This window comes from Streptomyces nojiriensis, assembly GCF_017639205.1.
GTDB lineage: Bacteria > Actinomycetota > Actinomycetes > Streptomycetales > Streptomycetaceae > Streptomyces > Streptomyces nojiriensis.
The window spans coordinates 731346-744102 of record NZ_CP071139.1 but is presented as its reverse complement, the minus strand read 5'-3'; the positions used below and the strand labels follow the sequence as shown (position 1 = coordinate 744102).

The following is a 12757-nucleotide window of genomic DNA, read 5'->3' as shown; positions in this document are numbered from 1 at the left end:
TCAGGCGGGCTGCGGCGTGAGCCGCTTGAGGCCCTTGCGGTCGTAGTAGGCGGTCATGGCGAAACCGAACAGCAGGGCCAGCACCGTGCCGATCGCGATCATGATCCAGGAGCGGGTGAGCCCCGCGTCGCCGCGGGCGTCGAAGTAGAGGATCGCGCGCACGCCGTCGCTGAGCTGACGCATCGGTTCGAAGTGGGAGAGGAAGCGGTAGAAGCCGGGGACCGCCTGCAGCGGGACGGTCGCACCCGACGACGGCAGACCCAGCACGATGAACACGAACATCGACACGAGCTGGCCGATCCCGCCGAACGCGGCGTTGATGGCCTGCACGCCCAGGCCGACGGCGAGGGCCGCGCAGTAGGAGTAGATCCACAGGAGGGGCAGGTGGGACGCGTCCATCCCCAGGATGCCGATGCACGCCAGCATCACCAGGGAAACGCTGACCAGTGTGATGCCCGCGGTCATCAGCATCTTGAGGAGCAGCGTCTGCGTGCGGTCGATCGGCACCGTCGGGCGGCGGGTGTGCCAGGGGCCGATCTCGTTGTCGGCGTAGCCGAGGGCGGTGTCGACACCGTTGCTGATGACGTTGCCGCCCATGAACCCAGCCAGCACCAGCAGCAGGGTGTAGTAGAAGGCCGTCAGACCGAGGCCGCTGTGCGCGCCGATCGGGTGACCGACCTGTGTGACGACCTCGACCGGGTCCGCCAGCAGCAGCTTCTCCGGGGCGCTCGCCCGGCCGCCGGCGGCGGCCGTGAGCCGTTCGCCGACGGAGCGGGACGCGCCGTGCGCGGCCCGCGTCGTGATCTGGCTCGCCAGCGAGGACCCGAGGCTGCCCTTGCCGGGGTTGGTGAGCACCGTGATGGTCGGCCGCTTCGTGGCGCCGGACGTGGGCAGCGCCGTGACGGACGCCGTGAAGCCGGCCGGGACCACCAGCGCGCCGTAGACCTGGCCCGAGTCGAGCTGGTCCTGCGCCTGGGCGAGGCTCAGTTCGCGCCAGTCCGCCTTGCTGCCCGCGGGGTCCGAGGCGATGGCGGCGGTGATCTGCGTACCCAGGTTCTGCCGCTGCCCCGGCGGCGGCCCGTCCGTGTCCTCGTTGACCAGGGCGATGGGCAGGTCGCGCAGTTCCGCGTTGGGGTTGACGATGCCGCCCATGTAGAGCAGCGACAGCAGCAGGGCGAGCAGCCCCGTCAGGACGGTGGGGACCAGCCACAGGTGGGGGCGGCGCACCAGGGCCGCGGCAGTGGCTTCGGGGGCGTCGGTCGGGGACATCGGTCTCCGTAGCTTCCCGGCGGGCCGGGATCGGGGGCGGTGGCAGCGGCGGGGCCGCACGGCACCCTCAGGATGGTCTCCGTACCCGGGAAGGCCGCCGTACCCCTCGCACTCCGGCGGCGAACCCGCCCACGGGACCACCGGAACGGCCCACCCCGCCCTCGGGTCACCAGGTCCAGCGGAAGCCGGCGGCCGCGTGCTCCAGTGCCGGGACGAACCGGTGGACCGAGCCGTCCGGGGCGAGGGCGACCGGCGTCTCGCTGAGGAGCGTGCCGTCGCGGTGGTGGTCCCAGGTCGCCCACCAGACGCGGGCGGGGCGCGGCGCCGGCGGGAACTCGACGACCAGGTCGACGTTGTCGGCCCGGGCGTGCGCGACCCTCCGGTACTCGGTCACCTGCTCCCGGAGCGGGGCGTAGCGGACCTCGTACTCCAGCGAGGCGATCTGGCCCGCCTCCAGCGGGGCCGGAAAGGCGAGTTCCACGACCGGCGTGCTGCCCGGGAACTCCCGGCGGGCGCCGGCACGGGCCCCGCGCAGCACCACGACGTCGACGGCGCCGGGCGGCAGCCGGCAGGGGAAGGAGCGCACGCCGTCCTCGCACGCCATCACCGCGCGCGTGGTGCGGTGGCGTTCCGGAGCGCCGTCACGGCCGATGACGTGCCGCTCGAACACCGAGACGGTGCGGTGGCGCTGCCGGACCGGAAGGTACTGCGGCAGCCGCAGGGTGTGGGCCACCGGGCCGCCCGCATCCGCCGCCGGGACCACCTGCGCCGTCCCCGTTCCGGACCACAGCGCGCGCAGCTCCATCGCGTCGGCGCCGTCCATCGCGAAGGCCGCGACGAACCACTCCAGGGTCTCCCGGCTCAGGAACTCGCCGCCGAGCGCGCGGTGCACCCGGTCCTTCAGGCGCCGCGCCAGATCCTGCTCCGTGTCCGGGCGTTCACCGCTGTCCCACAGGTGCAGGGCCAGCACCCGCGCCACCGCCGAGGAGCTCACCGGGCCCGCCGTGCGGCGCACTTCCTGCTGCTCCCAGCGGGTGCGGTAGGCCGTTCGCTCGGCCAGCAGCCGGCGCAGCAGGTCCGCCGTGGCGGCGGCCGTCACCCGGCCGTCCGCGCTCCGTGTTCCCGCCATGCGGTGGGCCCGTCCCTCCCGTGCGACACGACTGCGACGGAGCGGTGGTGCACTCGTACCGGACCACGCGCCCGCGCACCGCCCCCCGTTCCGATGGGAGCCTACCCATGAACACCCCGGCCGCCGACCGGACTTCGTCCGATCCGTACCCGGCGGAGACCATGCTGGCGCAGGCCTTCGCCGACGGGGCGCGGGCCGACCTCATGGGGGCGGCGAGCACGGCCGCCCGTACGGTACGGGCCGCCGCACTCACCGCGCTCCTGCGCGGGGTGCGCCGGCCGGGGACGGCCGCGGGGAGGGACGGGGCGCCCGCCCTGCGGCTGCGCGGCGCGCGCGTGGCCGGACGGCTCGACCTGACGGGGGGCGGAGTGGCCCCGGAGATCCTCCGGATCCGCTTCGAGGACTGCGAGTTCGACGAGCCGCTCGTGTGCGCCGACGCCCTGCTGCCCGGCCTCGGCCTGACCCGGTGCCGGCTGCCCGCCGTGCACGCGGACCGGATACGGGTGCAGGGCCCGCTGGAGCTGCGGGGCTGTACGATCCCGGGCGGCGTACGGCTGGAGCGGGCACGGGCCGAGACCGACGTGGTACTGACCGGCAGCACGCTGGGACCCGGCCCCGACGGCAGGGCGCTGGCCGCGGAGGGCATGGTCGTCGCCGGAGCCCTGGACCTCGCGGGGACGGCGGCGTCCGGGGTGGTGTTCCTGGCGGGGATCCGGGTGGTGGGCCCGCTACGGCTCGACGACGCAGCGGTCCGTGCGCCCGGCGGCGACGCGCTCGTCCTGGACCGGTCGGTGCTCGGGGACCGCCTGCTGGCCCGCCGGCTGGTCGTCGACGGAGCGCTGCGGATGTTCAACGCGGACGTCGCGGGCAGCGTCCGGCTGACCGGCGCCCGCCTCACCCACCCCGACGGCATCGCGCTCGGCGCCTCGGGGGCGACCGTACGCGGTGCGGTGTGGTGCACTGCGCCGTTCACCGCCGCCGGCGAGGTCCGACTGACCGGGGCCGAACTGCGCACCCGCCTCGACCTCTCGGGAGCCCGGATCGGCCACCCCGGCGGACTGACCGCGCTCGCCCTGGACCGGCTGTCCGCGTCCGACGTGAGCCTGCACGGCCTCACCGTCACCGGCGGCACCGTCTCGGCCGCCGGGATCCACGTACGCGACACCCTCGACCTGCGCGTCGACCGCGCCGACGAGCTGAACCTGGACCAGGGCACGGTGGGAGTCCTGCTCGACGGCCCCGCCCACTGGCCCGCGCGGGCCGGCCTCGCAGGACTGTCCTACCGCGCCCTGCACCCCGTCCTGCCCGCCGCCGAACGGCTGAGCTGGCTCACCCGCGACCCGTCGGCCGAGGCCTCCGCACAGCCGTACGAGCAACTCGCCCAGCACTACACGGCCCTCGGCCGCCCGCTGGACGCCCGCAGGGTCCGCTACGCCGCCCAGCGCCGCCACCGCGCCGCGCTGTCCGGACCGATCCGCTGGTGGGAGGGCGTACTGCAGGTGACGGTCGGATACGGCTTCCGGCCGTGGCGGGCCCTGGGCTGGCTGGCCGCCCTGGTCGTGCTCGGCACCGTCGTCTTCGGGTCCCTACCGCCGACCGCGCTGGAACCGGAGAAAGCCCCGCGCTTCCAGGCGGCGGCCTACACACTGGACCTCCTCCTGCCGCTGGTGAACCTCGGCCAGGAGACCGCCTTCCAACCGGTGGGCGCCACCCAGTGGTTCGGCTACGCACTGGTCGGCATCGGGTGGGTGCTCGCCTCGGCGGTGGGGCTGGGGCTGGGCAGGTCCCTGTCGGGGAGCTGAGGCACACGGTGGGGAAGTGAGCAGGGTGGAACAGGGGCAGAACAGGGGAGGAACCTTGCCCGACGAGAACGACACGAAGGAACCGTCGCAGATGTACCGGCGCGCGCAGGACGGCACGCCCGTACGCGGCGATCTGGCCGACGGCGAGCCGCTGCTGGGGATGGCGGTGACCGGCGAGCCCCGCGAGGTGCTGCTGCGGGAACGCGACCGCGAGGCGCCGGAGCCCCCCGAGGACGGACCGGGAAGGGCGGACCTGCGGATCGAGTGCCAGGGACCGGGCCCGGCCGACGCCTGCCCCCCGAAGGCCTTCCGCCCGGCCGAGGAGGAGGCGCCGGGAATCGGGGACGCGGTCGACGGGTGCCTGGACGGATCCGGAGCCGAGGGCGCCTTCATCCGTCTGCTGATGAAGCGGTTACCGGAGCGCGGACACCACTTCTGGCTGATCGGAGGCGCTGTGCGGGACCTGGTGGACGTGGGCCCCGAGGCCGAGCCCAACGACCTGGACTTCGCCGGGACACTACCGCCCCTGGAGTTGCGCCAGGAGATCGACGACTGGTCCGTGGACGCCGGACTCGGCGACTACCGGGCACTGATGAGCCGACCGAGCCTCGTGGTCCACCTGTCGCGGCCCGAACAGGGCGGCGGCTCCCGCATCCTGGAGTACAAGGCGCTCGCGGTGACCGACTTCCTCTTCCCCGCCTACGGCGGCAGCCTGACCGACGACGTCGCCTCCCGCGACCTGACCGTCAACAGCCTCTACTACGACCACGGCAGACGGCTGCTCGTCGACCCCACCGGAGAGGGCATCGCCCACCTGCGCGCCCGGCCGCGCGTGCTCGCCAGCCGCAACACCGAGCGGCCCGCCGGACGGAGCGCCCTGGTGCTGCTCCGCTTCCTCAAGTTCGCCTTCCGCTACCCGGACGCGGACCTCAGCCGCCTGCGGGACTGGGCCGCTACGCTCCCCGCGGACCTGCCCGACCGGCTCGGCGAGTCCGACTGGCGGGCGCTGCGGCACTCCTGGCGCAGCTGCGTCCCCGACGAAGGCCTGCACCGGGCCCTGGAGATCGCCGGGTTCCTCGGCCCCGCCGCCGTGGCACTGGTGGACCGACTCACCGCGGAGGCACGCGCATGACCGCCGCGCACCGGCCACTGACCACCTGGGTCCGGGACGCCCGTCCCGCCGCGCCGCACCCCGGCGACACCACGCCGATCCCCGGCCAGGTCCGAGGGAACGGCGGCACCCGCGTGTCCGCACCGGGACCGTTCTGGGCCGCCCACGGCCCCGTCAACGAGGGCGACGAGCGCGCCGACGCCCGAAGCCTGGACCGCTTCCGCACCGGCTGGGAGCGCGGCTCGCTGCCGCTGGCCGACGGCGGCCACGCCCTCGCTCTGATCGAGCCCGCCACCGGCGAGGCCGTACTGGAACTCGACGAGCTCGGAGAGCCCCTGCCCGCCGACCCCGCCACGGCCGAGGCCGTCGCCGCGATCGAACGGCGCTGGCCGGCCGAGCGGCTGGAGCCGGCCGAACGGGCCCTCCTCGCCGCGGCCCACCCCGGGCTGCGCTACAGCCTGCTGGACCGCCTCGCGGCCGAGGGCCGGCCCGAACCCGACTGCTTCCACGTACTGCCGTGGGAGCGCGTGGACCGGCTCGCGGACGAGGTGACCGCGGCCCTGGACGCGTCCGGACCGACGGAGGGCGACGCTCCCGCGCATCGCCCCGTACGGCTGCGGCACTACTTCGCGCCCGCCGGGTCCCGGTTCACCGCCGCACTGGAGCAACTCGGCTCCGCCCTGCGCGCGTCCGACCCGCGGCGCCGACGGGTCGCGTCGACCGCCCTGTGCGCACGCCTCGCGGGGGCCGCCACCGGCCGGATCCCGCGACCGACCCGGGAGCGGCTGATCCTGCTGCTGGACGCGGTCGGCCGCGGCGACGCCTTCCTGTCCGCCACGGCCGCACTCGCGGCGGAACGGCTCGCCGGGGCCTTCGCCGGCCCGGGGGGCGGGAGCGCCGGGCTCGGGAGCGCGGACGTCGTATGGCACCGGCTCGACTACGGCAGGCCGGCCTCCGTACGGAACGAGTTCGCACCCGCCGCCGCGGGCGGAGCCGACTCGGCCCGGGACGGGGTGCTGCGCGCGGCGTTCACCCTCACCCTCACCGTGCAGAACGACGGCCGGCTCTACGTCGGGGTCTCCACGCCCTTCGACACCGCCACCGCCGCGCTGCTGGCCGGCGGCTACGACGAGGTGCTGCTGCTGCCCGTGCACGTCACCGGCGCCGTCGAAGGCAGCGACCTGTACGTCCTGCTGATGCCCTTCGACGACCGCCTGTCCGGCGACCTCAAGATGACGGCCAGGGCTCGGATCGAGATCACCGCGGACCAGGCAGGTCCGCCGCTCGGCCTCGCGGACCTGCCGTTCCTGGACCCCGAGGCCGTCCGCAGGACGCTGGCCTGCCAGGTACGGGCCTCCGACCGGCGCCGCTGGCGCGCACTGCTCGACCGGCTCCCCGCCGGCCACCCCGTACGCCGCGCCCGGGAAGGAGCCTGAGCGGGATGACGGTGATGAAGGACAAGGACAAGGCCGGGGCCGCCGTCGGGCGCGGCGGGGGCCGGAGCGGAACGCTCGACGACCTCGACACCGCCCTCGCCTGTGCGCGTCAGACCGCCGTTGAAGCCGGCCGCTTGCAGAAACTGATGTCCGGCGACCCGGGTGCGCTGGTCGCCTGGCTCTCCCGCTTGGTCGAACGGTCCGACACGCCCGCCCTCCGTCTCCTGTACACCGGGGAGGACACCGCCCTCCATGACGCGCTGGGCGAGATCGAGGTACAGGGATCGGACGCCACCCTGATCGACGGCCTGCGCAGTGCCTCCGGCCTGGTGGTTTTCGATCCGATGGAGTCGCAGCCGGTCCTCGCCGCGGTACGGATCCAGGCCGCACTCGCGCTGGACCTCCTCGACCCGGATGCGGACGAGACCCGCCTGGCGGTCGCCCTGGCCTGGTACCGGGGCGCCGGAGCCACGGCGGACCTCGAGACCGCGCCCTGGGACGCGGCCGAGCTCGCCCTCGGCGACGAGCGGCTCCGGCGTTCGCTGGACCGGCTCGCGGCCGCGGCGGGGGACGCCGTCCGTACGGGCCCGGTGCTGGCCGCGGCCATGGCCCTGTGCCGGCTGGCGCTGGGCCGGCTCCCCGGGCCCACCAGGACTCCGGTCGCGGTGCGCGTCCTGTTCGACCACCAGGGCGTGGGCGCCTCCGGGCGGCTCACCCTGACCCTGCTGCCGGGCGGGCCCCGCGGCCTGGTGCCCGATCCCGAGACCATGCCGCTGTTCACCGCCGACCACAAGTACGCCGCGGCCATGGCCCGGGCCTGGAACGCGTCCGGGCGGCGGCTGTCGGGAACCGTGCTGTGGTCCCTGCAGGGGTTCGCGCTCGCGGGCGAGACGGTCGCCACCAAGGGCTCGGTGCCCTACCGGATCGCGGGACCGTCCCTCGGCGCGGCCTTCGGGGTGCTGCTCGCAGAGACGGTACGCGTCCGGCAGCCGGCCCTGCGCAGGGGCAACAGCCGGCTGTGGTGCGCCGCCCTCGGGCGCCGAGCCCTCTTCTACCGCCGGGTCAGGGCGAGCAACTCCGTCACGGCGGACCTCACGGACGACGGCGAGCTGGCCTCGGTCTCCGGGTTCGGCGCCAAACTGAGAGCCGCGCACGGCCTCGGGGTGGTCGTCGTCGCAGAGTCGGACGGGCGCGAGGCACGCGGAGTGGCCGGTGAACTCCCCGGTGAACCGACGCAGATCGCCGCTGCCTCCAACGTGCCGAAGGCCCGGCGCAAGGCCAGCGCGTTCAGCTGGAAGGTCCTCGGCGGGCAGGCCCTCGCCCTCCTGCTCTCCGTGGCCCTCGTGTTCGCGTATTCCGCCCATCTCCAGTCGCAGAAAACCGCGGCGGAGAAACGCCAGAAGCAGGCGCGGTCGCTGCTCAACGAAGCCACCGCCGTCCAGGAATCCGATCCCGCCCTCGCCCTGCGGCTGGCCCTGTCGGCACACCGCATGAGTCCGGGCGACGCCTCGCGCGACAGCCTGCTGCGGATCCTGCTGGAGACCCGCTACCGGGGCGAGGTACCACCCCTGGCGGGCACTTCCGGGCCGACGGCGCTCGGCTACACCGGCGACGGCCGCAGCCTGCTGACCCGGGACGGTGACCGGATCACCGTCCGGGACGCGGCGTCCCGGGCCGCGGTGGCCACGCTCCCGGTGCCGACCGGCACCAACGCCCGCAAGCCGCAGCGCGAGGTACGGCCGGTCCTGCTGCCGCTGACCACTGCCGGGGGAGCGGCCGTGCTCATCGGCACCGCAGACCTCCGGGCCGAAGTGTGGAGCTTCGCGGACCCGGCGAAGCCGCGGCGGCTCGCGGAACTGCCGGGCGGCGGTCAGGTGCTGCAGGCCGCCGTCAGCGGTGACGGCCGTACCCTGGCCACGCTCGGCCCGCTCGACCCGCCGGCGGGCGGCGACACGGTCTCCCCGGAGGCCCTCACCGTGTACGACGTCACGGACCCCGGCGCCCCTCGGAAGACCGGGCAGGTGGCCAAGTACGCCACCACGGAAGGCACCCGGCCCGTCGGCCTCTCGGTCAACCGTTCCGGCAACCGGGTCGCCGTCGCCGACGGCCTCAACATCTGGGTGCACGACACTCAGGCCGCCGCGCTTCCCGTGACCGTCACGATCGAACCGGGCCGTTCCGCCGAGGCCGGCGACGGCGGGGGACAGATCAACCCCACCGAGGGCGTCGCCTTCCACAACTCGGACGACGACACGCTCTACACCGCCACCACGCACCCCCTAGCGGCGGGAGTGGGCGCCGGCAACCGGTTCATCAAGGTCTGGAACATCTACCCGGAGCGGACCGGCCCCGGATACCGGCTCGAAGCGGTTCTCCGGGGATCGAGCTGGGTGGTGCCCGGGCCGGGCGGGAACGCCGTGGCACGGGACGACTCCGGGGTGATCCTGCTCGGCAGCGAGGTCGTGCTGCGCATGACGACGGGCGCGACGGCCGCCGCGAAGGCCCCGTCGGCTGTCTACACCGTACCGGCGCTCGCCTACAGCCCGGACGGGAAGCGGCTGGCGCTCGGCGGCGACGACGGCACGGTGCGGATCTGGGACGTGTCCGCCCATACCTGGCATACGGCCGCGCAGCCCCTCACACGCTACGAGACGGCCGCGTTCGCCCCGCGGACATCGGTCCTGGCCGTGACCCAGTACGTCGAAGGCACCACGAAGCAGCAACTGGAGACCGTCCTCTTCGACGCCGCGGCCGGCCCGCCCTTCCGGCGGCTCGGCGCCCTGGAGACCCCCGCCGACCTGTTGGGGATCGACCAGGACGCCACTCGCATGGCCGTGTTCGATCACGGCAAGTTGTCGCTGTGGGACGTGAGCGACCGGGCCCGGCCGCGCCGACTGGAGGCCACGTTCCCGCTGCCCGCGGACATCGCGGCGGACAGCGGAAGCCCGAGCGGGTCCGGAACGGGACGCACGACCGGGGGCATCACCTCCCTGCTGGTCGGCCCGGAGGGGAAGACCGTGGTGGCGGTGCGCGCCGGCAACTCCGAGGCTCTGGTCTGGCGGGTGGACGGCGACGGGGGCCACGCCGCGCCGTTCCAGCGGCTCATGTCCGGCACCTCCACCCCGACGGTGGACGAGCAGCAGGTCCCGGGGACGGGCATGCCGGAGCCGGGAGCGATCCCGGGCGACGGAGCAGGTCCGGAGGAGTACGAGACGGCCGCCCCCGGCGCGAGCTCCGACTCCGGCTCCGTCCTGGACCTCGACTCCGGCGTGGTGTCCGAGTCCGGCACGGAGACCGGATTCGACCCCCACTCCGGGGGTGGCGGGGCGCTGTCCCCCGACGGGCGCACACTGGTCCTGGGCGGCGGATCGACGGGGCTGACCGTGTGGGACCTGTCCGATCCGGGGAAGGCCCGACGGACGCAGACCATCCCCGGTACGACCCCAGGGGGTCGGCTCCTCTTCAGCGAGGACGGCAGCATTCTCCGGTCCGGGGCTCGTGGCTGGCGGTTGGCCGATGCGGGCAAGGGCAAGGCCGAGCCCCTCGGCGACCTCCCCATGCCCAAGGGGGCCCACGCCATGGACGTGTTGGTGGAGGGGACCTGGGGCGCGCTCGCCACCACCTCCGGATTCCGGGACTTCACCACCTGGCTCGTACGACCTGGCATGGAGCCGGTGGCCCTCGGGAACGACGGCTTCGCCGAACACCCGTGGGCGTTCGCCCTTCCGCCGGGCCGTCTCCTGCTCGGCTCCTTGGTCCTCGTCGTGCGGGACGTCACCGAGGCGGTGGCGGCCGCCCGCGACCCCCGGGCCGCCGCCTGTGCGGCAGTCGGCGGCGGCCTCACCCGCGCGGAACTCGGCACCTATGACAAGGACGCCACCTGGGAGCCGGCCTGCCCGGGAGCCGACCACCGGTGAGGCCGGCGCCCGGGGGTGTGTAGCGTCGTGATCGTGAAACCGCAGACCGGCACGACCACCACCGACCAGGCGCCGGCCGATCCGGCCGCCACCGACGACATGCTGGCCACCCAGCCCATCGGCTACTGGAGCGGCCTGGTCCACACGGCGGTCACCCGGCAGTTGCGGGACGCCATGGCCAGGATCGATGTGACCCAGCCGCAGTACTGGGTGCTCAACCGGGTGAACAGCGGGCTTCCCGCGCCCGGCCGCGAGGAGGTGGTCGCCCAGCTGACCCCGCTCGCGGAAGGACCGCACGAGATCGCCCGGGTCGTGGACCAGCTGCTCCACCGCGGCTGGCTCGCGGCCGACGGCACACAGCGGCTGCACCTCACCGAGGCCGGGGAAGATGCCCGGGCGCGACTGCGGCAGCTGGTGACCGAGCAGCGCGCCGTCATTCACCAGGGCATCGGAGACGAGGAGTACGTGGCCGCCCTCAAGGTGCTGCGCAGGATGGTCGCCAACGTCGAGGCGGCCGGGACCGAGGCCACTTGACGGCCCCGAACGCCGCCGTCGGCCGGGCCCGTGCGGGGCTCAGCCGGTGCAGGTGATCGAGAAGGGGACCGGGTTGGAGGTGAAGGGGGCGGGGCTCTGGAGTTCCACGGCCATGCCGGTCGTCAGGGTGCCGGTCTTCGTGTAGGTCGTCAGGCTCACGGTGTCGCGACCCGTCGGGGCGGCCTTGCCCCCGATGGACAGGGTGCGCCAGTGCGGATCCACCACCGAACCGTCGCCGGACACCCAGCGGTAGGAGATCAGCGTCGGCTCGGACGCGGTGAAGGTCACGGTGAACGACGGGGCCCGGCCCGCGGGAACCGGGCATGCGCCGGTGTAGGTCGTGTTCGCGCCGGTCACCGACACCCGTACCCCCGAATCGGGGTTGGTTGCCTCGTTGTTGCCGTTGAGCGCGTAGGCGATCCCGCCGCCGATCAGTACGCAGGCGGCCGTACCAGCCGCGACGAAGGCCGCCGTACGGCGCTTGCGGGGCGGGGCGGTGACCGCGGCGACCTCGTCGGTCGCCCCGGTCCGCCCGGTCGCGGCTTCCGCAGGGGTCGACAGGACGCGGGCCGCGGCCGTGGTGGCGTCCGGATCGTGCGCGATGTCCCTCAGGGCTTCGGCGGCTTCGGCGGCGGGGGTGCGCTGCGCGGGCTCCTTGCGGAGCAGCCCGGCGATCACCGGGGCGAGCGGGCCGGCGCGCGTCGGTACCGGCGGTTCCTCCTCCACGACGGAACGCAGGGTGCTCAGCGCGCTGTCCTGCCGGAACGGGGAGATCCCCTCCACGCACGCGTACAGCATCACGCCGAGGGACCACAGGTCCGACTCGGGGCCCGACGGGCGGCCCAGCGCGCGCTCCGGCGGCAGGTACTCGGGGGAGCCGACCACCTCGCCGGTCATGGTCAGGGAGGTGCTGCCTTCGACCATCGCGATACCGAAGTCGCTGAGCACCACCCGCCCGTCGTCGGCGAGCAGCACGTTCGCCGGCTTCACGTCCCGGTGCTCCACTCCGACGGCATGGGCGGCACGCAGCGCGCCCAGCACCTCCGCACCGATGTGCGCGGCGTGCCGGGGGGTGAGCGGCCCCTCGGCACGCAGCAGATCGGCCAGTGACTGCCCGCGGATCAGCTCCATCACGACCCAGGGCCGGTTGTCCTCCATGACCACGTCGTGGACCGTGACCACATTGCGGTCGGGTATCCGGGCCGCCGCCCACGCCTCCCGCTCCAGCCGGCCGTACATGCGGGCGATGTCATCGCCCCCCAGGCCGGCCGGGGGCCGGACCTCCTTGACGGCGACCTCCCGGTACAGGGTCTCGTCATGGGCCCGCCACACGGTGCCCATACCGCCTTCGCCCAGCCGGGACAGCAGCCGGTAGCGGCCGGCGATCAGCCGTTCCCCGCCCGCCGGACCCGGCGCGGGGGTTCCAGCGAGTGCGGTCTCCGTCACTGTCTCGGATTCGTCGTTGTACATGGGGTGGTTCTCCTCTGATCGCCGACGACGCGAACATCACGTACGGACCGGGCCCCGGGTTCAGAACGACTCAAAAGATTCCAAGAAAT

8 protein-coding genes are annotated in these 12757 nt (G+C 74.3%); 5 read left to right on the top strand and 3 right to left on the bottom strand.

The genetic code is table 11. The features are described 5' to 3' along the window. Together JYK04_RS03630 and JYK04_RS03625 are read right to left on the bottom strand one after the other, a co-directional pair. Positions 1 to 1269, bottom strand: coding sequence for a YhgE/Pip domain-containing protein (locus JYK04_RS03630; protein ID WP_189747105.1), 1269 nt, complete (start codon positions 1267 to 1269; stop codon positions 1 to 3). A 166-nt stretch (positions 1270 to 1435) separates the two neighbouring features. Further along, positions 1436 to 2398, bottom strand: a complete 963-nt coding sequence (locus JYK04_RS03625) for a hypothetical protein (protein WP_189747108.1) — start codon at positions 2396 to 2398, stop codon at positions 1436 to 1438. Between the two features lie 107 nt (positions 2399 to 2505). Here JYK04_RS03625 and JYK04_RS03620 point away from each other — a divergent pair, with 107 nt between their 5' ends. The 5 genes from JYK04_RS03620 (at position 2506) to JYK04_RS03600 (ending at position 11198) form a co-directional block, all read left to right on the top strand. Further along, positions 2506 to 4200, top strand: coding sequence for a hypothetical protein (locus tag JYK04_RS03620; protein ID WP_189747110.1), 1695 nt, complete (start codon positions 2506 to 2508; stop codon positions 4198 to 4200). 55 nt (positions 4201 to 4255) lie between these two features. After that, positions 4256 to 5332, top strand: a complete 1077-nt coding sequence (locus tag JYK04_RS03615) for a tRNA nucleotidyltransferase/poly(A) polymerase family protein (protein WP_189747112.1) — start codon at positions 4256 to 4258, stop codon at positions 5330 to 5332. Next, complete coding sequence (locus tag JYK04_RS03610; RefSeq protein WP_189747114.1) at positions 5329 to 6747, top strand: hypothetical protein; 1419 nt, start codon at positions 5329 to 5331, stop codon at positions 6745 to 6747. The genes JYK04_RS03615 and JYK04_RS03610 overlap by 4 nt, the downstream gene beginning before the upstream one ends. A gap of 5 nt (positions 6748 to 6752) precedes the next feature. Next, positions 6753 to 10664: a WD40 repeat domain-containing protein gene (locus JYK04_RS03605; RefSeq protein WP_189747116.1), complete on the top strand. Its 3912-nt coding sequence runs from the start codon at positions 6753 to 6755 to the stop codon at positions 10662 to 10664. A gap of 99 nt (positions 10665 to 10763) precedes the next feature. Beyond that, positions 10764 to 11198 (top strand): MarR family winged helix-turn-helix transcriptional regulator, encoded by a 435-nt coding sequence (locus JYK04_RS03600; protein ID WP_373297533.1) that lies wholly within the window; start codon positions 10764 to 10766, stop codon positions 11196 to 11198. Positions 11199 to 11237: 39 nt separating this feature from the next. Here JYK04_RS03600 and JYK04_RS03595 read toward each other — a convergent pair whose 3' ends face one another. After that, on the bottom strand, positions 11238 to 12668 hold the full coding sequence (locus tag JYK04_RS03595; RefSeq protein WP_189747120.1) for a serine/threonine-protein kinase: 1431 nt from the start codon (positions 12666 to 12668) through the stop codon (positions 11238 to 11240). Between the last annotated feature and the right edge of the window lie 89 nt (positions 12669 to 12757).

Bases quoted from the DNA above. Each gene is read 5' to 3' on its own strand.
- JYK04_RS03630 (WP_189747105.1), bottom strand. From the start codon at position 1,269: ATGTCCCCGACCGACGCCCCCGAAGCCACTGCCGCGGCCCTGGTGCGC.
- JYK04_RS03625 (WP_189747108.1), bottom strand. From the start codon at position 2,398: ATGGCGGGAACACGGAGCGCGGACGGCCGGGTGACGGCCGCCGCCACG.
- JYK04_RS03620 (WP_189747110.1), top strand. From the start codon at position 2,506: ATGAACACCCCGGCCGCCGACCGGACTTCGTCCGATCCGTACCCGGCG.
- JYK04_RS03610 (WP_189747114.1), top strand. From the start codon at position 5,329: ATGACCGCCGCGCACCGGCCACTGACCACCTGGGTCCGGGACGCCCGT.
- JYK04_RS03605 (WP_189747116.1), top strand. From the start codon at position 6,753: ATGACGGTGATGAAGGACAAGGACAAGGCCGGGGCCGCCGTCGGGCGC.
- JYK04_RS03600 (WP_373297533.1), top strand. From the start codon at position 10,764: ATGCTGGCCACCCAGCCCATCGGCTACTGGAGCGGCCTGGTCCACACG.
- JYK04_RS03595 (WP_189747120.1), bottom strand. From the start codon at position 12,668: ATGTACAACGACGAATCCGAGACAGTGACGGAGACCGCACTCGCTGGA.